The sequence below is a fragment of the Cryobacterium sp. PH31-O1 genome (genome assembly GCF_030063455.1).
Taxonomy (GTDB): domain Bacteria; phylum Actinomycetota; class Actinomycetes; order Actinomycetales; family Microbacteriaceae; genus Cryobacterium.
The window spans coordinates 501,223-527,408 of record NZ_JASITB010000001.1 but is presented as its reverse complement, the minus strand read 5'-3'; the positions used below and the strand labels follow the sequence as shown (position 1 = coordinate 527,408).

Genomic DNA, 26,186 nt, shown 5'->3' with positions numbered 1-26,186 from the left:
GGGGTCATGGCGCCGCCGTGGCACGATTGGTGGCGTCGTTGCCGGCCCGACCGAAGCGGGTCCGCACCAGGATTCCGGCCGCCGTGCGTTCCGCGATCAGGCCTGACAGCCCCGCACGCAGTGCGAGGAGGGCGCCGGCCACTTCGAGCCCCTCTTCGATACCGACCAGCAGATGGTAGGGCAGACTGGCCCTCGAAAGGTCGTCGAGTTGGCCTCCCACCACAATGCCGCCAATGGCTTCAAAGCCAACGGCGCCCAGCAGGTAAATGATTCCCGCGACGATGAGCCGGCGGCGAAGCTCTCGGTCAATCTTCCTGGCTACCCAGAGCACGAGCAAGCCGGCGACAATGGCCAGTGGCACGCCGACGGTGAGCCAGGCGAATGTTATACGGGTCCCGAGATCGAATCGGGCCAGCTTTTCGTGTAACTGTGCGATTTCATCGGCTGATAACTCGACGGCGATAGCGGCGAGTATGAAATACGGTGCACCCCGTTCCGTTTCATTTCGAGCGGCGAACCCGACAGCAGCGAGGCACAACCCGATGCCGGCCAAGAGCAGCCCGGAGGCCCAGGCCCACAAATTCGCTTCGCCGTCGGCGTAGAGCAGGCTGGCCAGTGCGCTGAGGCCTCGCCAGCCAGGGGTGCTGACGGCGATGTTCGCGCGCAGGTAGTGCGAGACGAGCCCGCCCACCAGCATGACGGCAAGAATGCTGGCGGCGATCCAGAGAAACCGTCGCCGCCCCGTGCCCTGAATGAGACCTGTCGGAACGTCCATGGCCCAAGAGCCTACGGCGGGCACATCATGTGCACATCCTCAATGCTGAGGGTCGCCGACGACATTTAGCGGCCCCCGCCACGCGGCCGGGGGAGAGCGAATGGTGTGCGCGGCTAGTTGAGGCCTCGTCGGTCCAGCAGCGGCTGCAGATCAGCGTCGCGGCCACGCCAGTGGCGGTAAGCCTCGAGCGGATCCTTGGTACCGCCCACCCCGAGCAGGCGGTCTCGAAAACGATCACCGTTCGCGCGGGTCAAGCCGCCATTCTCCTTGAACCATTCGACGGTGTCGGCGTCGAGGACCTCACTCCAGATATAGGAGTAGTAGCCAGCGTCGTAGCCGCCAGAGAACGTGTGGGCGAAGTAGGTGCTCGCGTAGCGGGGGGGAATGATCGGATTGTTAAGACCGACGGAGGCGAGGGCATCCGCTTCGAAGTCGGCCACGTCGGTGACGGTCGTGGCGGCGTCTATGCGATGCCAGGCCTGGTCCAGAAGCGCGGCGGCGAGATATTCGCTGGTCAGAAAACCTTCGTTGAAGGCTGACGACACCTGGATGCGGTCGACCAAATGCTGCGGCATGTGCTCGCCGGTCTCGAAGTGGCGGGCGTAGTTGGCGAGCACCTCGGGCCAGAGCATCCACATCTCGTTGACCTGGCTGGGGAATTCTACAAAATCTCGGTACACGTTGGTGCCGGAGAACTTGGGATAGGTGGCGCGCGCCAGCAGCCCGTGCAGGGCATGACCGAACTCGTGGAACAAGGTGGTGACCTGGTCGTAGGTGAGCAGGGTGGGTTGGCCGGCAGCCGGTTTAGACACGTTGAGGTTATTGCAGACGACGGACGTGTCGGTGCCGAGCAGCGAGGACTGCGAGACCAGGGCGTTCATCCAGGCCCCGCCGCGCTTGGAATCGCGGGTATAGAAGTCGCCGATATACAGCCCGACGGCAGCGCCATCCTCGGCGGTGACCTCGAAGACGCGCGATTCGGGGTGCCAGCCGACCAGCTCGGGCCGGGCGGTGAAGGTGAGGCCGTACAGCCGGTTGGCGGCAAAGAACACTCCGTTCTGCAGCACGCTCTCAAGCTCAAAATATGGGCGCATGGCGGCGGTATCGACGTCATATTTGGCCCGGCGCACTTTCTCGGTGTAGAACGCCCAGTCCCACGCCGCCAATTCGAAACCGCCGCCCTCGGCATCGATCACGGACTGCAGGTCGGCCTGCTCCAGTACGGCATTGCGGGCGGCGGCCGGCGCCAGCCTCGACAGGAGGTTCCAGACAGCATCGGGCGTTTTGGCTGTCTCATCGGCGGTCACATAGGCAGCATGGCTGTCGAAGCCCAGCAACCGGGCCCGTTCGGCGCGCAGCTGGGTGATTTCGATCACGAGGGGCCGGTTGTCGGTGCCGGCTCCCGCCGCTGAAGAGCGGATGCCGCGGGCTCGACTTGCCGCGAGCAACCGTTCGCGCACGCCCCGGTCGGTCAGGCCCGCGAGGTACGGGTGCGACGTGGGGAGCACCAGGCTGATCAAATACTTTCCGTCGAGCTGGCGTTCCCGGGCAGCCTCGGCGGCCGCCGAGACCTCGCCTTCGGTCAGGCCGTCAAGCTCGGCCACGTCGTCGATGACGAGCGCGAGTTCGTTGGTGTCGGCCAGCAGATTCTTTTCAAACCGTGTGGTGAGGGTCGACAGCCGCGAGTTGAATTCACGCAGCGCCTGCTTGTCGTCGTCGCGCAGGCCGGCCCCGGCCAGCGTGAACTCGGTGAAATATCGATCGATCAGGTAGAGCGACTCGCCATCGAGATCAAGGCTTGTCCGCTGGGAGTGCACGGCGCTGATGCGCGCGTAGAGGAGGGGATTGAGCCGGATGGCGTCGGCGTGGGCGGCGAGTAGCGGTGCGAGTTCTTCTTCAAGATCAGCGGTGAAATCACTCGAGTCGGAGGAACTCCGGTTGAAGAACACCTCGGCCACCCGCGCCAGCGTCTGCCCGCTGCGCTCGAGGGCGACGAGCGTGTTCTCGAAGGTGGGGGCATCCGCTGTGGCGGTGATGGCATCGACCTCAGCGAGATGCTCGGTCATGCCGCGCACAAAGGCGGGCCGGTAATGCTCGTCGGTAATGGCGGCGAAAGGCGGCAGCTGGTAGGGCAGCGTGCTGCGGGCGAAAAACGGATTGTTCGCGGTAGGGGCCATGCCTCCACCCTAACCACCGAGGCCGCCCGGGCGGCGCGTAGGATCTGACCATGACACACCTGAACGAAAGCTCAGAGTCCGCGCCACGCGACGAATACATCCACGGCCACCACGAGAGCGTGTTGCGCTCCCACACCTGGCGCACGGTCGCGAACTCGGCCGCGTACCTCATTCCGCAGCTGCACACCGGGGCCGTGCTGCTCGATGTCGGCTGCGGACCCGGCACGATAACGGTCGACCTGGCCAGGCGACTCGCTCCCGGACGGGTGGTCGGTTTGGACGCGTCAACGGAGATCGTTGAACGTGCGGCCGGCCTGGCCGCCGACGAGGCGGTGCACAACGCGAGCTTTCAGGTTGGTGATGTCTATGCGCTCGACTTCGCCGACGCCACCTTCGACATCGTGCACGCCCACCAGGTGCTGCAGCACCTGGCCAATCCGGTCGCGGCGATGGCGGAGATTCGCCGGGTGCTGCGGCCGGGTGGCGTGTTCGCCGCCCGCGACGTGGACTATGGGGGTGTCATGATCGCGCCTGCCATCGACGGCCTGATCGACTGGATGCGGGTCTACCGTGAGGTGCACTACTGGAACGGCGGCGACCCCGACGCCGGGCGTTCGCTCAAGACCTGGGCCCGACGCGCCGGGTTCACCGACGTGACCAGCAGCGCATCCGTCTGGTGCTTCGCGGCCGACGCGGAACGCGAATGGTGGGGAAACTCGTGGGCGGTGCGGGTGACCGAATCCAGCTTCGCGGCCCACGCCATCGAGTCAGGGGTGGCCGACCTGGCCGACCTCAAACGCATGGCCGCGGCCTGGCGGGAGTGGGTGCGCGACCCCGACGGCTGGTTCGGCATGCCGCACGGGGAGATTCTGGCCCGCGCCTGACCTTCTGGCCGGTCAGGCCGCGCGCCTACCGATACTGGTCAGATCCAGTTGTCGTCGTCATCATCAGTGCTGGTCGATGGCTGCGTGATGGTCGCGCTGTCATCGACCGGGTTGAAGCGGATGACCGTGCCGTCGTCGAGCTCAATCACCGGCTTGGACTCCAGCCAGGTCAGCGTCCAACGCCACGTGCTGGTGTCGACGTCGAGAGCCGTGAGGTCTTCTTCGACGGCCCGCACGGCGATTTCGACGACGTGGGGGAGCCCGGACGGCAGGGTGCCGCCGAGGGGCCACCGGGTGCCCAGCTGCATGGTCTAGACGTCGATCTCGTAGGTGACCCAGTCGGTGCGTGTACCGAGCTGGTCGTAGAGCACCTGCGCGGTGGCATTGTCGGCCGCGGTCAACAGCTGAATCTGGGCCAGCTTGTGCTGACGCGCATAGGACTTGGTGAATTCCATCAACAGCGTGCCGACACCGTTGCCGCGGGCGTCCTCGGCAACGTAGAGGTCGTCGAGGAACAGGGCAAGGTCGCCGCTGAGGGTGCGCGGCACGGTACGGTAGTGCGCGAAGCCGACGAAATCGCCGGCGTCGTCGACCGCGACGGCACCGTCGAGGGAGTTGTTCGCATCGATGATCCAGCTCCAGACCTGCAGGGCCTTTTGATCGGTCAGCTCACTCTCGTAGAACGCGCTGTAGCCCTCGAACAGGCCCAGCCAGGGGAAAAAGTCCTTGTCGCCCAGCGGGCGCACGGTTACTGACATCTGGTCTCCTAACTTTCCAACACTGTGGCGAACACGATGTCGGTCACAGCGAGTTCGCTGCCGTCGATAAAGGTCAATTCGTGAATCCGACCGACCGCCTTAAGATCGGCGGTGGCCAGGGTGAGTAATGCGATCTCGGCGGGTGCACCGCATATTACTGCGGAATCCACCTCAGATTTCTGCGACGCCTTGGCATCCGTCTTGGCACGACGGATGCCGGTCAGAGCGCGGCTGGCCAGATCGAGCAGAGCGATGTTGCCGGTGGCGACCGCGTCACTGCCGAGCAGGTCGGTTGCGACCGGCCACGGCGCGGTGTGCACCGAACCCTCGTTCGACCACGACCAGGCCTCTTCGGTGGCGAACGGAACGAACGGCGCGAATAGGCGCAGCAGGGTAGCGAGGGCGGTACGCAAAGCGGCAACGGCCGAGGCCTGCTCCGGGCCCGGCTCGCCGTAGGCGCGTTCCTTCACGAGCTCGAGGTAGTCGTCGCAGAAGGTCCAGAAGAAGCTCTCCGTGGTTTCCAGCGCGCGAGCGTGGTCGTAGTTCTCGAACGCGGTGGTGGCCTGGGCGACGACAGCGGTGAGGCCGGCCAGCATGCTCTGGTCGACCGGTTCGGTGATCGGCGCCGTACTGCTGCCCTGCGACATGGAGACGAACTTGCTCGCGTTGAGGATCTTGATGGCGAGGCGACGGCCGATCTTGATCTGCGTCGGGTTCTTCGGGTCGAAGGCCGCGTCGGTACCCAGGCGAGAGGATGCCGCCCAGTAGCGCACCGCATCGGAGCCGTGCAGCTCGAGCATATCGGCCGGGGTGACCACGTTGCCCTTCGACTTCGACATCTTCTTGCGGTCGGGGTCCACGATGAACCCGCTGAGCGCGGCGTGCTGCCACGGCGACGTGCCGTGCTGCTGCTCGGCGCGCAGCAGGGTTGAGAACAACCAGGTGCGAATGATGTCCTGGCCCTGCGGGCGCAATGAGTATGGAAAGACGAGGTTGAACAGTTCCGGGTCGCGTTCCCAGCCGCCGGCGAGCTGCGGGGTGAGCGAGGAGGTGGCCCAGGTGTCCATGACGTCCACCTCGCCGACGAAGCCGCCAGCCTGCCCGCGCTGGCTTTCGGTGTAGCCGGGCGCGGCATCCGAGGAGGGGTCGACCGGCAGCAGGTCGCGGGTGGCCACGATGGGCTGATCGAAGACCGGGTTAGCGTCCTCGTCGAGCGGGTACCAGACCGGCAGTGGCACGCCGAAGAAGCGCTGGCGGGAGACGAGCCAGTCGCCGGTGAGGCCGTTCACCCAGTTCTCGTAGCGCACCTTCATGAATTCGGGGTGCCAGGCCAGCTCGGTGCCGTGCTCGAGCAGTCGGGCGCGCAGTTTCTCGTCGCGGGCGCCGTTGCGGATGTACCACTGGCGGGTCGAGACGATTTCGAGGGGCTTGTCTCCCTTTTCGAAGAATTTGACCGCGTGCACGATGGGTTTCGGGTCGCCGGTCAGGTCGCCGCTGGCTCGAAGAAGGTCTACGACGGCTTGCTTGGCGGAAAATACGGTCTTGCCGGCGAGCTGCGCGTACGCGGCCCGGCCGGATTGGGAGGTAATGGCCTCTGGCGCCTCGGCGATGATGCGGCCGTCGAAGCCCATGATCGCGCGGTTGGGCAGGTCAAGTTCACGCCACCAGACAACGTCGGTCACGTCACCGAAGGTGCAGATCATGGCGATCCCCGAGCCCTTGTCCTTCTGGGCCAGGTGGTGGGCGAGCACCGGAACCTCGACACCGAACACCGGAGTGGTCACCGTGGTGCCGAACAGGTGCTTGTAGCGTTCGTCATCGGGATGCGCGACCAGGGCCACGCAGGCGGGGAGAAGTTCGGGCCGGGTGGTCTCGATCTCGATGGTTGAACCGTCGGGCTTTGCGAATGACACCCGGTGGTACGCGGCCGGCATGTCTTTGTCTTCGAGCTCGGCCTGCGCGACCGCGGTGCGGAAGGTGACGTCCCACAGGGTGGGTGCCATGGCCTGGTAGGCCTCACCGCGTTCGACGTTGCCGAGAAAAGCGAGCTGCGAGGTGAACAGGGCCTCCGGGCCGATGGTGCGGTAGGTCTGGGTCCAGTCGACGCTTAGGCCGAGGGTGCGCCAGAGTGCTTCGAACTGCTTCTCATCTTCTTTGGTGAGGGTTTCGCACAGTTCGATGAAGTTGCGGCGGCTGATCGGCAGCTGGTCGGCGGCCTTGGAGCTTTTGCCGTCGCCCCCCTCGAACGGCGGAATGAAGTTCTCCGTGTACCCGAGTGAGGGGTCGCAGCGCACTCCGTAGTAGTTTTGCACGCGGCGTTCGGTGGGGAGGCCGTTGTCGTCCCAACCCATCGGGTAGAACACGTTCTTGCCTCGCATCCGCTGAAAACGAGCGACAACATCGGTGTGCGTGTACGAGAACACGTGGCCGATGTGCAGCGAGCCCGACGCGGTCGGCGGGGGAGTGTCGATCGAGAAGATCGTCTCGCGGGTGGCGTGCTCTCGGGCGAACCGGTAGGTGCCGTCGCTCTCCCAACGGGTCTCCCATTTAGCTTCGAGCCCTTCGAGGGCGGGCTTTTCAGGGACGCGGTCAGCGTGGGTCATCATTCTCCGGTTCGGTATTCGGCACCGTGTCGATGGTGAGGTGCCTGAGTGTGCCCTTCTAATCTACCCGATCGGCTCTTTTCCCCCGAACGGGGGCTCCCCGTACGGTCGCCGGTGTGTCAGTCACGGCGATAGGCGGGGTATTGCGGCGAGCAATTGCACCGAATATGGATGCTGCGGCGCGGCGAACACGCGCGTCGCCGGCCCGCTCTCCACGAGGCGTCCAGCCCGCATGACCACGATGTTGTCGCTGACGTGCTGCACCACGCCGAGGTCGTGCGAGATGAAGATCAGGCTGAGCCCGCGCTCCCGTTGCAGGTCGTCGAGCAGGTCGAGCACCTGGGCCTGAACGCTCACGTCGAGCGACGACACGGGTTCGTCGCAGATGAGAATTTCGGGTCTTGCGGCCAGCGCCCTGGCAATACCGACCCGCTGACGCTGCCCCCCGGAGAGTTCGAGGGGGCGGCGGCGCAGCACGGCGGCAGTGAGGCCGACCTGATCGAGCAGGGTCACGAGCCGAGCCGTCGTCTGCGGCGCTCGGCGCCGGTGGCGCAGCCCCAGCGCGTCGGTGAGGATCTCGGCGACGCTCCAACGCGGATCGAACGAGCCGAGCGCATCCTGGTAGATGGCGCCGACGCCGGAACGCCGCCCGCGCCGGGCTTTTTCGCTCGCCGCGCTCCACGGCTGGTCGAGCACCCGCACCTCACCCTGATCCGGCGGGAGGAGAGCGAGCAGCAGGCGTGCGGTCGTGGTTTTGCCTGAACCGGACTCGCCGACGATTCCGAGGGTGGTTCCGCGTTGCAGCGCGAAAGAGACGTCGTCGACGGCGAGGTGCCGGGTGCCGTCTGGCCGTCGAAAACTCTTGGACAGGCCGATGGCTTCGAGCACGACCGCGCTGGTGGCGGGACGTGCGGGCTTCGGCGCAGCATCCGCTGCACGAGCTGAGAGGGACAACCGAGTGCCGCGCGGCTTGTCGGCCGGGATCGCCGCCACCATGCGTCTGGTCTGTTCCTGCCGCGGGGACCCGAGTACCTGCCTGCTGCTGCCGGTCTCCACGAGCAGTCCGTCGTGCATCACCGCGACCCGGTGCGCGATGTGGCTCACCACGGCGAGGTCATGACTGATCAGTACGACAGCGGTGCCGTCCCCGGTGATCTGCTCCAGCAGCGCCAGGATTTGTGCTTGCACCGTCACATCGAGCGCCGTGGTCGGCTCGTCGGCGATGAGCAGCGGCGGGTTCAGGGCGATCGCCGCGGCGATCAGGGCGCGCTGGCGTTCCCCGCCTGAGAGCTGCCCGGAGAGTTTCTGCACCTGCCGGGCGGGGTCAGGCAAGCCGACCGCGTCGAGCAGTTCAAGCACCCGACGGGCCCGGGCGGCGGCGCCGAGGGTGGTGTGCAGGCGGAGGGAATCGGCGATCTCCCGCCCGATGGGCCGCAGCGGATCGAGCGAGACCAGGGCATCCTGTAGCACCAGGCCGACGTCTTTGCCCCGGCGGGCGCGCCAGGCACGGTCGGTCAGGCCGAGCACGTTCTGCCCGCCAAGTTCGAGCCGGTCGGCGCTGACGCGGGCGTTCGCGCCGGCGAGCCCGAGCAGGCTGCGCGCGGTCACGCTCTTGCCAGAGCCGGATTCGCCGACGATGGCGAGGCACTCGCCCCGGGCGACCTCGAACGAAACACCGCGAACGACCGGGTCGGCGCCGAAGTCGACCCGCAAATTGCGCACGGTCAGTGCCGCATCTGGTTCGATCCGGCGTGCCGTGGTGCTCATGCGTGCCTCATTCGCGAGTCGATGCTGCGGCCAAGCACCGTGGCCGTCACAGCCGTCAGCACGATGAACAGGCCGGGAAAGAAGCTCATCCACCAGGCCGAGGTGATGTAGGTGCGCCCGGCCGAAAGTAGGGCGCCCCACTCGGCCGTCGGCGGTTCAGCGCCGAGACCGAGGTAGCTGAGCGTCGCCGCCCAGACGATGGCCTGCCCGATGCCGAGGGTCGCGAGCACGAACAACGGTGCGAGGGTGTTCGGCAGGATATGGCGCAGCAGGATCTGCCAGCGTGTGCGACCGAGCACGGTCGCCGCCTCGACGAACGCCGCCGAGCGCACAGTGATGAGCTGCGCGCGAATGATCCGGGCGTAGCCGGGAGCCGTTGACAGCCCGACGGCGATCGTGGCGGTCGCCACTCCGGGACCGAAGATGACGATGAACAGCAGCGCCAGGAGCAGCCCGGGAAACGCGAACAGCACCTCGAGAAACCGATTCACGGTGAAGTCGACGACGCGGCCGAGCATTCCGGCCAGGGTGCCGAGCACGATACCCAGTCCCAGCCCGATCGCCGTCGCGGCTGCACCGATCACGAGCGAGTATTGGGTGCCGTGCACGACCCGGGTGAAGATGTCCCGGCCCGATTCGTCGGTGCCGAATACGTGTGCTCTCGTCGGCGGGGCGAACGCCGAGAGCGGGTCGATGCCGAGGGGGTCGCCGGGGGCCACAAGGTGCGGTGCGACCGCTGAGACCAGCAGAAACAGGGCGAGAACGCCGGCCGCAGTCTCGGCCACCCCGAGGCGCCGCGGCCGACCGGGCTGACCGGCCCGGGCTGCGAAATCGGCCTGTACCTCGAGTTCACTCATGCCAATCGCAATCGAGGATCGACCAGGCGACTGGCGGCATCCGTCAGCAGCGTCATCAGGATGTAGGCGACGGCGACGATCATGACCACGCCGATCACCACCGGAACGTCTCGCAGGGTGACCGCGTTCAGCAGGGTGCGCCCGAGCCCCGGGCGAGCGAAAATGGTCTCGACGACGATCGCGCCGCTGATCAGCGAACCAAACGCCCACCCGGAGAGGCTGATCGCCGGCAGCGAGGCGTGGCGCAGCGCGTGGGTCCAGAGCACTCCGCGCTCACTCTCGCCGCGGGCGCGGGCCGAGAGCACGAACGGGCTTTCCAGGGCCGTGAGCAGCGATTCGCGCAGCACCTGGCCAAGAAAACCGGCCAGCGGCACGGCGAGGGTGAGCACCGGAAGCACCAGCCCGGTCGCGCCGCCGGTACTGATCGGCGGAAGTACGCCCAGCCAGATGCTGAACACGACGATCAACGACGTCGCCAGCCAGAAATGCGGCAGCGCTGCCGCGACGATCTCGAGCCCGGACCCCACCCGGGCGGCGACCAGGCCGCCGCGCGTCGACCACGCGGCCAGCGCGAGGGCGAGCAGCCAGGCCACAACCAGGGCGAGAGCGGCCAGCAGCACCGTGCCGCCGAGCTGACCGAGCACGAGCGGGCCGACGTCCTGATTGAGGGCGTACGACCGGCCGAGGTCGCCGGTCGCGAGCCGGCCGAGCTGGGCCAGATACTGCACCAGAACAGACTGGTCGAAACCATACTCGTTGCGCACCAGCGCGAGGGCTTCGGGTGAGGCCTGCGATCCGGGGCCGCCGAGCACAGCCTGGGCCGGATCGCCCGGAATGAGGCGCACCGCAAAGAAGGTGATTGAGGCCACGGCCCACAGCACGAAGACCGCTCCGCCGAGGCGGGCTGCCATCGGTCCAATCACGCGCAGCACGGCCCGGCGGCGGTTTACCGGTTCAGCCACGCGTCGTACAGGGTGGGCACGGCCACGGTCGGCAGGGTGCGGAGGCCCACCACGTTGCTGCGCAGCAGGAAATGATTCTGCTGGTCGTACAGAGGCAGAATGTAGAAACCCTCCAGGATGCGGTTTTGGGCGTCGGCGTAGAGGGAGTTGCGCTCAGCGGCATCCGTTGTTCGCGCCGCCGTCGTGAGCAGCGCGTCGATTTCGGGGTCACTCACCTGGGCGAGATTGGCGAAGTACCCGCTCGGCGCCGGAACGATGCTGTCGGAATGGTACAGAATGCGCAACACGTCGGGGCCGACCTTGGTGTACGGCGCGCTCACCGCGTCGTAGTCGTTGGAGGCGAGGGCGGCATACCAGCTGGAGAGATCCATCGGAGCGAGTTTCACCTCGAAGCCGGTCTCCTTCGCAGTCGCCTGAATCTGTTCGAACACGCTCTGCTCGGCCGGAATGGACTGGTTGGTGCTCACCGGAAACTCCACCGACAGCCGAACTCCGTCTTTGACGCGGTAGCCCTCGGCATCGGATTCATTCCAACCCGCCGCGTCGAGCAGTTTCGCGGCGGCGGACGGGTCATAGTCGAACAGGGCGGCGTTGCTGACGGCGGTGGCCTCAACGCTCGACAACGCCGAGTAAGACCGGGTGGCCGTACCCTGAAACAGGCTCGAGACGGCGTCGTCAACGTTAGCGGAGCGGATGAATGCCTCCCGCACGCGCACATCGTTGAAGGGGGCCCGCCCCGAGTTCAGTTCGACACGGTTGGCGGCGCCGGGCCGCGGCGAGTCGAGGTGCTCGATCGAATCGCTCTGCTCGGCCTGCACGATCGTGTCGGGCTGGGCGTTGTCGATCACGTCGACCTCGCCGGATTGCAGTGCCGCGTAGCGCGACGCCGAATCGGGGATGAACCGCCAGATGACCTCATCGAGGTAGGCGGGGCCGGCATGGCCGGCATCCGCTGGTGGGGAAACGTAGTCGTCGTTTCGTACGAGGGTGATGGCGTTCTGCTTCACCCAGCTCTGAACGATGAAGGGGCCGGTGCCAACGGGGCTGGCACAGTTCTCGTCCTGGCTGCGTTCGAGGGCTGCCGGCGATTCCATCGCGAGCCAGGGCTGGGACAGCGACTCGAGCAGTGCGCTGTCCGGTTCGGTCAGGGTGAAGCGCACCACGGTGGGGGAGACCGCTGTGGCCGAGGCGACCTTGCCGAGGGCGAGGTATCCGGTAGAAGAGAGCGTCGTCGGGTCTTGCAGGTGGGCGATGTTGGCCTGCACGGCGGCTGCGTCGAACGCGGTCCCGTCGGTGAAGGTCACGTCGCCGCGCAGGGTGAAATCCCAGGTCAGGCCGTCGTCACTCGGGGTCCACGACTCGGCCAGCCAGGGAATAATCTGGCCGGCGTCGTCGCGGGAGACGAGTGATTCGAGGTATTGGGCGCTGACCAGCGCCTGGGGAAAGTTTCCGCCAACGTGCGGGTCGAGGCAGCTCGGCTCGGCGTCGCCAGAGGCGTAGGTGAGCGTGCCGCCGTTGCGGGGCTCGCCGACCGGTTCGTTCGGGTCGGTCGGGGTGCAGCCGGCGACCAGCAGGCCGAGGGCGACGATGCCGGTTGTGGCGGCGAGCAGGCGACGGGTGGGGGCTGGGCGCCGCATTTGATTCTTCACCCCTCAACGTTAGGCTACGGCGGTCGATCATCCGGTACGATTGTGGTCAATGACAGTGACCCGGCCATCACCGGGAAGTCTTTGGAAGAACGGATGCCCGCCCTCGGGTTGGCAGCTCAGTAGAACCGAACGGGTCGGGCCCGTCACAGCCTTTGAACAAGCGGTCGCCCGGCGGTTTCGGGTGGCAAGCGAGGTGGTACCGCGGCGATTTCTACAGAATCGTTCGTCCTCGTGGAGCAGGGCCCCAGCGACCCGTCCCGGTAGGAGAAGCATTTTGTATCCCAAGAGCCGTATTACGACCCCCCATGGAACCCCCGCCGAGGCCATCGTTCCCTCCCCGAACTTTCCCGCCCTCGAAAACGAAGTGCTCGAATTCTGGAAGAACGACGACACCTTCCAGGCCTCGATCGACCAGCGCGACGGCGCCGAGGAATGGACCTTCTACGACGGCCCGCCCTTCGCCAACGGCCTGCCGCACTACGGCCATCTGCTCACCGGCTACGCCAAAGACCTGTTCCCCCGTTTTCAGACCATGCGCGGCAAGCAGGTTCACCGCCGTTTCGGCTGGGACACCCACGGCCTGCCCGCCGAGCTTGAAGCCGAACGCAAGCTTGGCATCACCGACAAGAGCCAAATCGAAGAGATGGGTCTTGCCGCGTTCAACGCGGTCGCCCGCGAGTCGGTGCTCGAATACACCAAAGACTGGGAGGAGTACGTCACCCGCCAGGCCCGCTGGGTCGACTTCGAGAACGACTACAAGACCCTCGACATCACCTTCATGGAGTCGGTGATCTGGGCGTTCAAGCAGCTGCACACCAAGGGGCTGGCCTACGAGGGTTACCGGGTGCTGCCCTATTGCTGGCGTGACCAGACCCCGCTCTCAAACCACGAACTGCGCATGGACGACGACGTCTACAAAATGCGCCAGGACCAGACGGTCACGGTGACCTTTCCACTGATCGGCGCCAGGGCCGAAGCGCTCGGCCTCACGGCCGTGCGCGCTCTGGCCTGGACCACGACCCCGTGGACCCTCCCGACGAACTTCGCGCTCGCCGTTGGCCCGGCCATCGTCTACGCCGTCGTGCCGGCCGGCCCGAACGGCACGCCAGACGCCGAGGTGATGCGCGAGGGCGCCGACTCGTCGGCCGAAGTACTCGAATCTGCTGAAGTGCTCGGTGCCGAATACCTCATCGCGATCGACCTGGTCGGTAACTATGCCAAGGACCTCGGCTACGAGAGCGCCGCCGAGGCATCCGCTGCCGTGTCGCGCACCATACTGGGTAGTGAGCTCGAGGGTGTCAGCTACGACCGCCTGTTCGACCACTATGCCGACGAATCGGTCTGGGGCACTCAGAACGCCTGGCGCATCCTCGTTGCGGACTACGTCACCACGAGCGACGGCACCGGCATCGTGCACCAGGCTCCCGCCTACGGCGAGGAGGACCAGAAAGTCTGTGAGGCCGCCGGCATCCCGGTCATCCTCTCGCTCGACGATGGCGGAAAGTTTCTCAGCGACATTCCCGAGGTGGCCGGCCAGCTCTGGAGCGACGCCAACAAGCCGCTCACCGCGCTGCTGAGGGCCAACGGCCGCCTCATCCGTCAGGCCAGCTACGAGCACTCCTACCCGCACTGCTGGCGCTGCCGCAACCCGCTCATCTACAAGGCCGTGTCGAGCTGGTTCGTGCGGGTGACCGACTTTCGTCCGCGCATGGTCGAACTCAACCAGGAGGTGAACTGGGTTCCGGAGAACGTGAAGGACGGCCAGTTTGGCAAGTGGATCGGCAACGCCCGTGACTGGTCGATCAGCCGCAACCGCTACTGGGGTTCGCCCATCCCGGTCTGGAAGAGCGATAACCCCGACTATCCTCGAACGGATGTCTACGGCTCGCTCGACGAGTTGGCCGCCGACTTCGGGGTGCGCCCGACCGACCTGCACCGCCCGTACATCGACGAACTGACCCGACCAAACCCCGACGACCCCACCGGCCAGTCCACCATGCGCCGCATCACCGACGTGCTGGACGTCTGGTTCGATTCCGGCTCGATGCCATTCGCCCAGGTGCACTACCCGTTCGAGAACCGGGAATGGTTCGAAGCCCACAACCCGGCCGATTTCATCGTCGAATACATCGGGCAGACCCGCGGCTGGTTTTACCTGTTGCACGTGCTCTCCACCGCACTGTTCGACCGGCCCGCCTTCAAGAACGTCGTCAGCCACGGCATCGTGCTCGGCAACGACGGTCAGAAGATGAGCAAGTCGCTGCGCAACTACCCCGACGTCAACGAGGTCTTCGACCGGGACGGCGCCGACGCCATGCGCTGGTTCCTGATGAGCTCACCGGTGCTGCGCGGCGGCAACCTCGTCGTTACAGAGGAGGGCATTCGAGAGGGCGCCCGGCAGGTGATGCTGCCGCTGTGGAGCACCTACTATTTCTTCACCCTCTACGCGAATGCCTCTGGCACCGCTGGTGCCACCGGTTATGACGCCACCTGGCGCACCGATTCCACTGACGTACTCGACCGCTACCTGCTCGCCAAGACTCGCGACCTCATCGCCTCGGTCACGACCGACCTCGAAGCCCTCGACAGCACCGTCGCCGCCGCGCGGCTGCGTGACTTCGCCGACGTGCTCACCAACTGGTACGTGCGCCGGTCCCGCGACCGGTTCTGGGGCGGCGCCGCCGCAGGGGTCACGTCCCACGAAGCCTTCGACACCCTGTACACCGTGCTGGAAACCGTCTGCCGGGTCACCGCGCCGCTGCTGCCGCTGGTCACCGAGCGCATCTGGCAGGGCCTGACCGGCGGCCGTAGCGTGCACCTCGAAGATTGGCCCGATGCCGCACTGTTCCCCGCCGACGACGAGCTCGTCACCACCATGGACCAGGTGCGCCTGGTCAGCAGCACCGTGCTGTCGCTTCGCAAGCAGGCCGGGCTGCGGGTGCGTCTGCCGCTGACCAACCTCACCGTCGTCACCGGCAACACCGCAGCGCTCGCGTCCTACGTCGCCATCCTTCGGGACGAGCTCAACGTGAAAACGGTCACGCTGATCGAGCTCGAAGACGACAGCGCGAGCGCCTACGGTGTCACGAGCAGGCTCGTCGTCAACGCCCGCGCCGCCGGACCCCGCCTCGGCAAGCAGGTGCAGCAGGTCATCCAGGCCGCTCGCGCCGGCGACTGGAGCGAAACCGACGGCGTCGTCACGGCCGGCGGCATCGCCCTCGAACCGAGCGAGTACGAGCTGACCCTCGAAGCCAACAGCGGCGCCGGCGATGGCGCCGCCGCCCTCGCACTGCTGCCCGGCGGTGGTTTCGCGCTGCTCGCGACCGTCACCACGCCCGAGCTCGAGGCCGAAGGCTTCGCCCGCGACCTCATTCGGGCCGTGCAGGACACGCGCAAGTCAGCGGGCTTCCAGGTGAGCGACCGTATCCGTCTGGATCTGGTCTTTCAGAGCGAAGCGGATGCTGATTCCTTCGCCCTCGCCCGGGGGGTCGATGTCGCGGCCGAGACCCTCGCGACGAGTTTCACCACGCACCGCCCGTCAAGCGGCGAGTTCGCCGCCGAATTGCCGTCGGAGTGGCTCGAAGCCCGGGTCGGCGCTCCCGTGGAACACTACGTACGATTTGAAGCTGACCACTATGTCAATCTGGGCGCCGTCATCGTGGCCGTCGCACGCGTGAACGGAGCCATCCTTGTCTGATAACACCCCGGCTGACGGTATCCCCGCCGATGACAGCGCCGACTGGAAGAACATCACCGGACGCGGCGACGACGAGGAGCCGATGAACCAGCCGGCACCCCTGGATGCCTTCCGCGAAGCGGGGGACGCCGTCTTTGCCGAGCTGTTGTTGCGGGTGGGGGAGGCTCAACCACAGCCGCGCCTCGCGCCCACCCGTCGCGCCCTGGACTTTCTCGGCAATCCGCAGACCTCGTACCCGATCATTCATGTGGCCGGCACCAACGGCAAGACCAGCACGAGCCGTCTGGTCGAGAGCATTGTGCGCGCCTATGGCCTGCGCACCGGCCTGCTGACCAGCCCGCACCTGGTGCGCCTGAACGAGCGCATCGTCATCGACGGCGAACCGATCAGCGACCAGATTCTCGCCGCCAACTGGACCGATATCAAGCCCTACCTGACGCTCGTTGACACAGAGCTCGAAGCCGCCGGCGAGGTGCCGCTGACCTTCTTCGAAGCACTCACAGTGCTCGCCTTCGCTTGCTTCGCCGATGCGCCGGTGGACGTGGCCGTGATCGAGGTCGGCATGGGCGGCGAATGGGATTCCACGAACGTCGCCGACGGCCAGGTCGCCGTGTTCACCCCGATCGCCCTCGATCACACCCTGCGCCTCGGCAATACCGTCGCCGAGATCGCCCGTACCAAGAGCGGGATCATCAAGCCGGCGGCATCCGTTGTCTCGGCTTTCCAGAGCCCGGAGGTTCAGGCCGAACTCGACCGTGCGGCCGAATTAAACGAGTCGACCCTCGCCCGCGAGAACGAGGGCTTCGAACTGCTCTCAAGCACCGTCGCGGTCGGCGGCCAGGTCATCTCGGTGCGCGGTCTGGCCGGCACCTACAACGAGTTGTTCCTGCCGCTGTACGGCACCCACCAGGCCCAGAATGCGGCACTGGCCATCGCCGCCGTCGAGTCATTCCTCGGCGCGGGCAGCCAGGCCCTGGTCGGCGACCTGCTCGCCGAGGGCCTCGGTAGCGCGACGTCGCCCGGACGCCTGCAACTGGTCGGTATCGAACCAACCGTGCTCGTGGACGCCGCGCACAACCCGCACGGCGCCACGGCACTCGCCGCCGCCCTCGAAGCCTACTTCGATTTCGATGAGGTCGCCGTGGTCGTCGGAATCCTCGCCGACAAGGACGCCAAGGGCATCATCGCCGCCCTCGCCCCTCAGGTCGACCGGTTCTACGTCACCGAGCCGCACTCCGAGCGTGCCGTGCGCATGGACGACCTCGCCGACAATATCGCCGAGTGGACCAGCGAGCAGGTCACGTTCCGCTTCGACGACCTGGCCGGTGCCCTCGACGGTGCCCGCGAGTGGGCGGCCGAGGCGCCCAAGCGGGCAGTGCTCGTCACCGGTTCCATCGTGCTCGTCGGCGAAGCAATCACCCTCGCCGCCGCCGGCGAATGGATGGAGAAATGAGGGGGCCGCGCTCGGTCAAACGCTCGCTCGCCACAATTTTGCTTGGCTTTGAAACCATCGTCGTCTTTTTGGGTGCCGTGGTCACTCTGGGCCTTGTGTCCGTGGCGACCGAGCCGGGCCCGGTCTCACCCCTCGCCGTGGTCATCGGCGGCGTGCTGCTCTGCCTGGCCATGGTCGGCCTGATCGCACTTTTGCGCTATCGATGGTCTTATGCGATCGGCTGGGTACTACAGGCGGTCATCATCGCTACCGGGTTCATCACCCCGGCCATGTTTTTCGTCGGCGCCCTGTTTGCCGCCATGTGGACCTACTGCATGATCACCGGCTCGAGAATAGATCACACGAATCCAGATCAACCCAAGGAGATTGAATGAACACCCCGATCGAAGAAACCCTCGTCTTGATCAAGCCCGACGGCGTTGCCCGCAACCTGACCGGCGAGATCCTGCGCCGCATCGAGGCCAAGGGTTACTCTCTTGTCGACGTGAAGCTCGTCGAACCCGACCGCTCGCTGCTCGCCGCGCACTATGCCGAGCACGAGGGCAAGCCCTTCTACGAACCCCTCGTCGAATTCATGGAGAGCGGCCCCATCGTCGCGTTCCGCATCGCGGGAAACCGGGTCATCGAGGGTTTCCGTGCCCTCGCCGGCACCACCGACCCCACCACCGCCGCTCCCGGCACCATTCGCGGCGACCTCGGCCGTGACTGGGGATCCAAGGTTCAGCAGAACCTCGTGCACGGATCCGACTCGCCCGAGTCCGCCGCGCGCGAGCTGGCCCTCTGGTTCGACTAGCCAGCACCACGCAAATTGCCCTCGTCTCAAATCTGAGCCGGGGGCGATTTCTGGTTCTGACTACAGTCGGTTCAACACGTCCATGTTCACCTGGGCGACGATGAAGAACACGATGTAGCAGACGATCGTGATGACGAAGATCCACGAATAGGCCCCGGCAGCCAGGCGGCGAACGGATGCCCCACCCGGCAGGTTGCCAACCTTAAAGTTGTAGAGGGTGACGGCCAAAAAGGCCGGAATGGTCACTGCCCAGGTCACCATGCACCAGGGGCAGAGCACGTCGAGCACGAAGATGCTCTGGCCGATCAACCAGATCACGAAGGTGATCGCGGCCAGCATGCCGATGTTGAATCCCACCCAGAACCAGCGCGCAAACCTAGCCCCGGCCAGTAGCGCCATACCGATCGTGATGACCACGCTCCAGGCGGCGAGTCCGATCAGCGGATTGGGAAAGCCCAGAATTGCGCCCTGCGGCGAGGAGAGATTGGTGGCGCAGCCGATGAGAACACTGAAACTGCAACTCAGTTGAGCATTCGGATCCTCGAGCAGGTGGATCTTGTCGAGCGTGAGGGCGAAGGCCGCTGCGAACGCGATGATCCCGCCGACGATCAGGAAAAAGGCCAGACCGGTTGGACGCTGAGAACGCTCTGTCTGTGGCACTCTTGCGATTATGCCACGCGCGCGGCGTGGCTTTGTGCGATTACATGCGATAATCGTTGATAGTCGTTGAGCCGCGCTCAAGCAGACGCCACAGTGCTTAATAAATGCAGTGCTTAATGAATACAGAGCTTAATGATTAAAGTACTAAATGAGTACAGAGCTTAATAAGCTCAGAGCTTAATAGGCACAGAGTTTATTGAGCACAAAGTTTGCCTGGGCAACAGTCGCCCAGAATTAGGGTCCCACGACCCGAAGTATTAGCAGCCAGAGCACCGTCCCCAGCACAGTTTCGACTGGCAACAGTTTTAACCGAGGCCAGGGGGCAAAGCCGGTCGCCGTAGTAAAACATTCGCGGAATTGTCACGAAAATGACAATCCCGCACGAGAGAGTAACCGGTGGGTGGCGCGGTCGCCCACAGCGGTCAAGGAGCGCACCAGTGATGGTGGAAGACAACGAAAACAAGAAACGCAAGAGCCTGTTCGGCACTCGCAAATCAACCCGGAAGACGCCGGTCTCTGTACCGACCGTGCAACCGGCCATCGAGGCGCCCGCTGTGCCGGTGGCCGATGCCCCCGCGAAGGTGACCATCGCAGAGTACAACAACGTCACCGGAGCCCAGCAGATGATCGATGCCCCGCCAACAACCCCGGCAGACGCCCCGGCCGACGACCAGGCAGCGGCCCGGGTGCGCTCGTCCTTCTCCCTGCTCTTCCAGGCGCCGGAGATTCTGCCGATGCCGGCGCGCACCGGCATCCGCTCGTCGCAGCAGGAGCAGCACGAGTTGGACGACGACGAAGACGTGGAGGCCACGACGGTTCGCCGCCGGGCGCGTCGTCGCACCGGCGATGAGAACCGTTCGGGAACCGACGACCCCGCCAACACTGTCGTCAAGGTGCGCGCACCGCGTGAACCCGAACTCATCACCGAACCCCAGCGCATCAAGGGTTCAACGCGGCTCGAAGCAAAGAAGCAGCGCCGCCGCGACGGCCGCGACGCCGGTCGTCGCCGCCCGGTCATTACGGAGGCCGAGTTCCTGGCCCGCCGTGAGTCCGTCGACCGCCTCATGGTCGTGCGCGCCAAGCACAACAAGATCCAGATCGGTGTGCTCGAAGACGGCGTGCTGGTGGAGCACTACGTGGCCAAGAACCAGGACGCCTCCCTCATTGGCAACGTCTACCTCGGCCGGGTGCAGAACGTGCTCCCGAGCATGGAGGCCGCCTTCGTCGACATCGGCCGCGGCCGCAATGCCGTGCTGTATTCCGGTGAGGTTGACTGGGACGCCGCCGCCGAGAACTCCGGCACCAGCAACCAGGCCCGCCGCATCGAGCTCGCGCTCAAGCCCGGCGACAAGGTGCTCGTGCAGGTGACCAAGGACCCGATCGGTCACAAGGGCGCACGCCTGACCAGCCAGGTCTCCCTGCCCGGTCGTTACCTCGTTTATGTGCCCAACGGCTCGATGAACGGCATCAGCCGCAAACTCCCCGACACCGAACGGGCGCGCCTGAAGAAGATCCTCAAGGAGGTTCTGCCCGACAACGTGGGTGTGATCGTGCGCACCGCTGCTGAGGGTGCTACCGACGAGCAGCTCACCGTCGACGTCAACCGGCTGCGCGAGCAATGGGCCAGCATCGCCGAACAGGTCGAGTCGGCCCAGGCGCCCGCCGAGCTGCACAGCGAGCCGGACCTTCTGGTCAAGATCGTGCGCGACGTCTTCAACGAAGACTTTCAGCGCATGGTCGTAGCCGGACCCGACGTGCGCGCCACGATCGAGACCTACCTCAGCCAGGTCGCCCCCGACCTGCTCGAGCGCGTCGAGACCTACGAGGGCGAGGTTGACGCCTTCGACGAGTTCCGCATCTCGGAGCAGATCGAAAAGGCCCTCGACCGCAAGGTCTGGCTGCCGTCGGGCGGCTCCCTGGTGATCGACCGTACTGAAGCCATGACCGTTGTTGACGTCAACACCGGCAAGTTCGTTGGCAGCGGCGGCAACCTTGAAGAGACGGTCACGAAGAACAACCTCGAAGCGGCCGAAGAAATCGTGCGTCAGCTGCGCCTGCGCGATATCGGCGGCATCATCGTCGTCGACTTCATCGACATGGTGCTCGAGAGTAACCGCGACCTCGTGTCGCGTCGCCTGATCGAGTGCCTCAGCCGCGACCGCACCAAGCACCAGGTGGCCGAGGTCACCTCGCTCGGACTCGTGCAGATGACCCGCAAGAAGCTCGGCCTTGGCCTGTTGGAATCGTTCAGCGAGAACTGCGAGGCCTGCGCCGGCCGCGGCATCATCGTGCACCACGACCCCGTCGTGAAGCACCGCCAGACCGCCCAGCCGCCGCAGGAGCGCCGCCCGCGCGCCAAGAATGGCAGCACGCCTGGCAGTAACGGGTCCGGCAGTAGCGGGTCGGGCAATATCGGTTCCAGCAGCAACGGATCCGGTAACCGCGACAACTCGGGTCAGCGTGACGGCGGCAACCGTGACGCCCACTTTGGCGGCAACGGCGCGTCCGACGCTCCCAAGAGCGGCCACGGCACCCACGGCATCACCGAGGACGCTAAGCACGCCCTCGCGCTGATCGCCGCCCGCACCATCACCCGCACCGGTTCCATCGCAATCGTCCCGGCCGCCGATACCCGGGCAGCGGATGCCGACGCAGTGGAGGTTCCGCCAGTCACGGCCGCCCACCCCGGTACCGAACAGGCCGGCACCGAACAGGCGAAGACCGAACAGTTCAACACCGAACAGTCCGGCACGGAGCTGGCCGAACCGACCGGTACCGAAAAGGCCAACACCGAACCGACCGGTACCGAGCGTTCGCGCGGCCGCCAGTCGCGTTCCCGCGGTCAGAATGGGCGCGGCCAGCAGTCGCGCTCCGAACAGGCCCGCGCCCGTCAGGCCAGCGAACAGGCCAGCTCCGAACAGGCCGGAACGCAGCAGGCCGGAACGCAGCAGGCCGGAACGCAGCAGGCCGAGACGCAACAGGCCGAGACGCAGCAGGCCGAGCCTGTCGCATCCGCTGCCCCGGTCAGCCAGCCGGTCAGTGAGCCGGTCCGTGAGCTTGTCAGTGAGCCCGTCGTCGACACCGTTCGCACTCCGGCAGCGGATGCAGCACCCCGCACCCGCGGTGGCCGTAGTACCCTCGCCGCCGGCGCACCCGCTGGTCGGTCGGCCGCTGGAAGCTCAGCGGTTCAGGTGCCCGTGCCGGAACAGTCCGAGTCCGTCGACATCCTCGACATTCCGGTGAAGAAGTCGACGCGTACCACGCGGCGCCCCAGTAAGCAGGTCACCGACCAGCTGCTGGATTCCGTGCTGGACTCGCTGCCCGAACCGAAACTGCCCGGTCAGGGACGCGCGCGCAGCCGCCGCGTCACGACCGCCGGCGGCGCCGCCGGCCAGCCCATTTTGACCGCGACGGGCACGACGACCTCGACGTCAACGACCAGCCAGCCGCCGCACGGCGACTAGGCTCCGACACCAAGTCGTACGGTAACGCAATCGGCGGGCAGCTCCCTCTCCTGCGGCGATGGCCTCTCGGCCTCACCGCGGGGGTGTTGGTGGTGCTCGCCGTTTTTTTGCTGCGGGCGCTGTCACCGGCCTTCGTCAATGAACAGCTAAGCGATTTCTCGCTGCCGGACCGAGTGCAAGACACCCTGACCCTCGCGATCAGCGTCATCATCGAATCGGTACCGTTCGTTTTTCTCGGCATTCTGCTCTCGGCGGTCGTGCAGGTCTGGCTGCCGCACGGCGTGCTCGCCCGGCATCTGCCACGCAACCCGATTCTGCGTCGCGCCTCGATCTCGCTGCTCGGCATGTTCTTTCCGGTCTGTGAGTGCGGTAACGTGCCGCTCGCCCGCGGATTCATGGTCGGCGGGTTCACTGTCTCCGAATCGATCACCTTTCTGCTCGCCGCGCCCATTCTGAATCCGATCACCATCATCACGACGCATCAGGCCTTCGGCTGGGACGGCCACATCCTGGTGGCCCGTCTGCTCGGTGGATTCCTCATTGCCAACGTGGTCGGCTGGTTGTTCAGCAAGCACCCCGATCCACAAAGCCTGCTAACGAGCAGGTTCGCGGTGGCCTGCGCCGTCGGTTCAACCGGCGGGCGCGAACATGCGCACGACCGGGAGAGCCGGTTCAGCCGCACCACGGAGATTTTCATTCGTGAGACCTCGGTCATCATGCCGGCCCTGTTCATCGGTTCCGCCGTTGCCGCCCTCACCCAGGTTTTCGTTCCGCGGTCGGTGCTGCTCGCCCTCGGCAGCAACCCCGTCTGGTCGGTTCTGGCGATGATGGCTCTTGCCTTCATCGTGGCGGTCTGCTCCAACGTCGACGCCTTCTTCGTGCTGTCTTTCGGCAGCACCTTTTTGCCCGGCGGAATCGTGGCGTTCCTGGTGTTCGGCGCTCTGGTCGACGTCAAGATGCTCGCTCTCATGCGTACAACCTTCACGAGCCGTACCCTTCTGCAGATCACCGTCGTTGTGGGCCTGATGAGTGCCGCGCTCGGATTGCTGGTGAACTATGTTGCCTGACCAACGGATGCCGCCGGCGGCGGCCCTGCGCTATTGGGCAGAACGATGGCAGGGCGTTGTGCTCAGTCTCGTGGTCGTCGTGGCGACCCTCTGGCTGGGTCTGAGCGGCCAGCTCGGCCTCTATATTCACCCCCGCTACTTCGTGTTCACGATGGCCATGGCAGTCATCGGACTCGTGCTCGTAGCCGCTGGGTTCGCCCGGCGCCGCGTTTTCGAGGCCGAGCACACCGGACGGTTCGAGACGGCCCTGACCGGGGTGGGAGTCGTGCTGCTCCTGGTTATGGGGGTCGCCATGGTCATCGTCCCGCCGACCACCCTGAGCAGCGCGACGGCCACCCAGCGGGAGGTTAATTCCGGCGGGCTGGGTACCGACGATGACGCCGAGCAGGCGGCGACGCTCATCGGCACCGGAGACTTCGAACAGCTCAGCGTGCGGGAGTGGGTGTCCCTGCTCGCGCAGTCGTCCGATCCCGCCTTCTACGCCGACAAGACCGCCCGGGTGATCGGATTCGTGACCCCGGACGCCCAGGACCCCGACAACGTGTTTTACGTCGCCAGGTTTGTCGTGACCTGCTGCGCCGTCGACGCCCAGCCGATCGGTGTTCCGATCTATCTGCCGGACTGGCAGGCCGAATACGAGGTCGACGACTGGGTGCAGGTCACCGGCCGGTTCGACCAGAGCGTGAGCGCAGCGGCGAGCGACCCGCTCGCTATCACCCCGATCGAAATCCTTGACGTGGACCAGCCGAATGACCCCTATGTCTACTGAGCCCGGGGCCTCCAGCGAGCCGGCGGTGTCGATTGAACAGGCGGTGTCGAGCGAACAGGCTGCAGGCCTGCGCCCGTTCCGCCGCGCCCTCTGGACGATCGTCGCCGTTTTGCTCGCAGCCTCCTGCGCCCTCGTGGCCGCCAATCTGTTGAGCGGCCCCCGCCTCACCGCCGTCGACGTCGACACAACCGCCGTGGTTTCCTCCGCCAACGCACGCCTGGTACTCGCGACGAACCGACAACTCGACGAGGTCGCCCCCGAGCAGATCAGCATCGAGCCCGCGACAACATTCCAGGTGACGACGAGCGCAAACTCCGTCGTCATCTCCTTTCCCCGCCCGCTCGCCTACAACACCGACTATGCGGTCGTTGTGCGAGATATCACCGGTTCGGCCGTCGACCGAGAGTCGACCATCAACGCAGAATTCAGCACGAACGAACCCGCGCTTTACTACCTCAGCCGAGCGGCGCCGTCCGCGGGCACCGCTGACCGCGGCGCCGACCGTATCCTTCGCACCACGACCGGCTCATCCGATACCGACGTGGCCTTTGCGACCCCGAACATTCAGCAATTCATACGGATCGGCGGCGAACTCGCCGTTGTCACTGTCACGTCAGACCAGGACAGCGGCGAGCTCACCAATGCCCTCTACCGCGTCGACACTGACGGCACAGCCGAGACTCTCAACCTGCCGGGGGTCGGCCTCGTGCACGACCTGCAGGCCGCGCCCGGCCAGTCGCTGCTCGGCTTTCGATTCGACAGCGCAGCGGATGCCCCCGGCCCGCACTACGACAACGTGCTGTTTGTGCTCGACCTGCGCACAAACGCGGCCACGGCGGTCCCCGACGTGGAGGGCGATCCGCTCAGCGTCACGACCTGGGGCTTCATGGCCGGTCGCGCCGACATCGTCGCCCAGCAGTACGACTCAACCCTGATGCTGATTAATCCGCTCGATCAGTCTGGCGGCAATCCTCTCGAAAACGAACCAGAATTCGACCCGCCGGTTCCGCTCGGACAATTCGCCAACCTCACCGCATTCGCACCCGACGGTGTGCGCGTTGCCGTCTCCGACCGTGACGGCCAGCACGTGCTCGACCTGTCCCAGGGCACCGAGTCCAGCCTCGTGCCGCAGAGCGTGCCAGGCACCACCCGGTACACCGCCGAACTTGGCTTTCTCGCTGGGGAAGCAGGTGGATACGTGCAGCGGGTTGCCGAGTTCGACCCGGCCACCGGTGCCGTGCGCCAGTACTTGTCGCTCGTGCAGGACGGTGAAGCGCGCACCGTCTATTCGCCGGCATCCGGTCTTGAAACTATCGTCGGTTTCGAACTCTCACCGAACGACCAGTTCCTGGCCGTGCAGATCGTGCCAAACCGAAACACCGAACTCTCTGACGGCTACCCCGTCAATACCCAGGCAACGGATGCGACTACCCTGTTCGTGAACGTCGCCACCGGAGAGATTCGTCGCAGCGTGCTTGGGTTCGATGCCACCTGGCAGTAGGCGCCCGGCAGAAAAATAATGCAGGCCAGTGAGGCTACCGAGCGCGCCGTTCCCGAGCGCTCACCCGCAGGCCGCTGGAGCGCAACCGCACGATCATCTCGCGAAAAGTGACCGGCAGCGCCCCGGCCGCGACCAGATCGGCGTAGCGCGATTCGGGGACGTCATAATGATCAAGGTCGAAACCACGCCGTGGAATCTCGGCGGCGGCCGCGAAGGCGTGCAATTCCTCCAGATTGGAGTCGCTCACGAGGTGCGCCCACACCGTTCCGTGCGCCGGCCAGCTAGGCTGGTCGATAAGTATTGCCATGATCGAAGTCTACGAGCCGCACTGTGGCTGAGTCACCGGTGAT

Annotated in this window: 20 protein-coding genes; 9 read left to right on the top strand and 11 right to left on the bottom strand. The window is 65.8% G+C overall.

The genetic code is table 11. From position 1 onward, the window contains the following. Positions 1-4: 4 nt before the first annotated feature. A complete protein-coding gene (locus QMK31_RS02495; protein WP_283499353.1) occupies positions 5-775 on the bottom strand; it encodes a DUF8692 domain-containing protein in 771 nt (256 codons plus the stop codon). Positions 776-888: 113 nt separating this feature from the next. Next, entirely contained in the window at positions 889-2,952 is a 2,064-nt protein-coding gene (locus tag QMK31_RS02490) for a M3 family metallopeptidase (RefSeq protein ID WP_283499352.1), read from the bottom strand. 50 nt (positions 2,953-3,002) lie between these two features. On the opposite strand from QMK31_RS02490, the gene QMK31_RS02485 reads away from it, so the two are divergent. Then, positions 3,003-3,836 (top strand): methyltransferase domain-containing protein, encoded by an 834-nt coding sequence (locus QMK31_RS02485; RefSeq protein ID WP_283499351.1) that lies wholly within the window; start codon positions 3,003-3,005, stop codon positions 3,834-3,836. A gap of 38 nt (positions 3,837-3,874) precedes the next feature. Here QMK31_RS02485 and QMK31_RS02480 read toward each other — a convergent pair whose 3' ends face one another. The 7 genes from QMK31_RS02480 to QMK31_RS02450 form a co-directional block, all read right to left on the bottom strand. Next, positions 3,875-4,144, bottom strand: a complete 270-nt coding sequence (locus QMK31_RS02480) for a hypothetical protein (protein ID WP_283499350.1) — start codon at positions 4,142-4,144, stop codon at positions 3,875-3,877. Between the two features lie 3 nt (positions 4,145-4,147). After that, a complete protein-coding gene (locus tag QMK31_RS02475) occupies positions 4,148-4,594 on the bottom strand; it encodes a GNAT family N-acetyltransferase (protein ID WP_283499349.1) in 447 nt (148 codons plus the stop codon). 8 nt (positions 4,595-4,602) lie between these two features. Next, positions 4,603-7,197, bottom strand: coding sequence for a valine--tRNA ligase (gene valS, locus QMK31_RS02470; RefSeq protein WP_283499348.1), 2,595 nt, complete (start codon positions 7,195-7,197; stop codon positions 4,603-4,605). 123 nt (positions 7,198-7,320) lie between these two features. After that, positions 7,321-8,964: a dipeptide ABC transporter ATP-binding protein gene (locus tag QMK31_RS02465; RefSeq protein WP_283499347.1), complete on the bottom strand. Its 1,644-nt coding sequence runs from the start codon at positions 8,962-8,964 to the stop codon at positions 7,321-7,323. Further along, positions 8,961-9,821: an ABC transporter permease gene (locus tag QMK31_RS02460; protein WP_283499346.1), complete on the bottom strand. Its 861-nt coding sequence runs from the start codon at positions 9,819-9,821 to the stop codon at positions 8,961-8,963. Before QMK31_RS02460 ends, QMK31_RS02465 begins: the two co-directional genes overlap by 4 nt. Then, on the bottom strand, positions 9,818-10,732 hold the full coding sequence (locus QMK31_RS02455) for an ABC transporter permease (protein WP_283499807.1): 915 nt from the start codon (positions 10,730-10,732) through the stop codon (positions 9,818-9,820). Before QMK31_RS02455 ends, QMK31_RS02460 begins: the two co-directional genes overlap by 4 nt. A 35-nt stretch (positions 10,733-10,767) precedes the next feature. Then, a complete protein-coding gene (locus tag QMK31_RS02450; RefSeq protein ID WP_283499806.1) occupies positions 10,768-12,420 on the bottom strand; it encodes an ABC transporter substrate-binding protein in 1,653 nt (550 codons plus the stop codon). A 286-nt stretch (positions 12,421-12,706) separates the two neighbouring features. On the opposite strand from QMK31_RS02450, the gene ileS reads away from it, so the two are divergent. The 4 genes from ileS (at position 12,707) to ndk (ending at position 18,375) form a co-directional block, all read left to right on the top strand. Further along, positions 12,707-16,129, top strand: a complete 3,423-nt coding sequence (gene ileS / locus QMK31_RS02445; protein WP_283499345.1) for an isoleucine--tRNA ligase — start codon at positions 12,707-12,709, stop codon at positions 16,127-16,129. Between the two features lie 82 nt (positions 16,130-16,211). Beyond that, positions 16,212-17,582, top strand: coding sequence for a bifunctional folylpolyglutamate synthase/dihydrofolate synthase (locus QMK31_RS02440; RefSeq protein ID WP_283499805.1), 1,371 nt, complete (start codon positions 16,212-16,214; stop codon positions 17,580-17,582). Then, the gene (locus tag QMK31_RS02435; RefSeq protein ID WP_283499344.1) at positions 17,579-17,956 is read left to right on the top strand and encodes a DUF4233 domain-containing protein; all 378 of its coding nucleotides are present in this window, start codon (positions 17,579-17,581) and stop codon (positions 17,954-17,956) included. The genes QMK31_RS02440 and QMK31_RS02435 overlap by 4 nt, the downstream gene beginning before the upstream one ends. Then, complete coding sequence (gene ndk / locus QMK31_RS02430; RefSeq protein WP_283499343.1) at positions 17,953-18,375, top strand: nucleoside-diphosphate kinase; 423 nt, start codon at positions 17,953-17,955, stop codon at positions 18,373-18,375. Before QMK31_RS02435 ends, ndk begins: the two co-directional genes overlap by 4 nt. Positions 18,376-18,435: 60 nt before the next feature. On the opposite strand, the gene QMK31_RS02425 is transcribed toward ndk, so the two are convergent. Next, positions 18,436-19,035, bottom strand: a complete 600-nt coding sequence (locus tag QMK31_RS02425) for a vitamin K epoxide reductase family protein (RefSeq protein WP_283499342.1) — start codon at positions 19,033-19,035, stop codon at positions 18,436-18,438. A 440-nt stretch (positions 19,036-19,475) separates the two neighbouring features. Here QMK31_RS02425 and QMK31_RS02420 point away from each other — a divergent pair, with 440 nt between their 5' ends. The 4 genes from QMK31_RS02420 (at position 19,476) to QMK31_RS02405 (ending at position 25,836) form a co-directional block, all read left to right on the top strand. Then, positions 19,476-22,499, top strand: a complete 3,024-nt coding sequence (locus tag QMK31_RS02420; protein WP_283499804.1) for an Rne/Rng family ribonuclease — start codon at positions 19,476-19,478, stop codon at positions 22,497-22,499. Between the two features lie 89 nt (positions 22,500-22,588). Continuing rightward, the gene (locus QMK31_RS02415; RefSeq protein ID WP_283499341.1) at positions 22,589-23,566 is read left to right on the top strand and encodes a permease; all 978 of its coding nucleotides are present in this window, start codon (positions 22,589-22,591) and stop codon (positions 23,564-23,566) included. Continuing rightward, entirely contained in the window at positions 23,556-24,335 is a 780-nt protein-coding gene (locus QMK31_RS02410) for a TIGR03943 family putative permease subunit (protein ID WP_283499340.1), read from the top strand. Before QMK31_RS02415 ends, QMK31_RS02410 begins: the two co-directional genes overlap by 11 nt. Continuing rightward, positions 24,325-25,836 (top strand): hypothetical protein, encoded by a 1,512-nt coding sequence (locus QMK31_RS02405; RefSeq protein WP_283499339.1) that lies wholly within the window; start codon positions 24,325-24,327, stop codon positions 25,834-25,836. The genes QMK31_RS02410 and QMK31_RS02405 overlap by 11 nt, the downstream gene beginning before the upstream one ends. Before the next feature lie 34 nt (positions 25,837-25,870). Here the strand turns inward: QMK31_RS02405 and QMK31_RS02400 are convergent, their stop codons facing one another. Next, complete coding sequence (locus QMK31_RS02400) at positions 25,871-26,143, bottom strand: DUF4031 domain-containing protein (protein ID WP_283499338.1); 273 nt, start codon at positions 26,141-26,143, stop codon at positions 25,871-25,873. Positions 26,144-26,186: the final 43 nt, after the last annotated feature.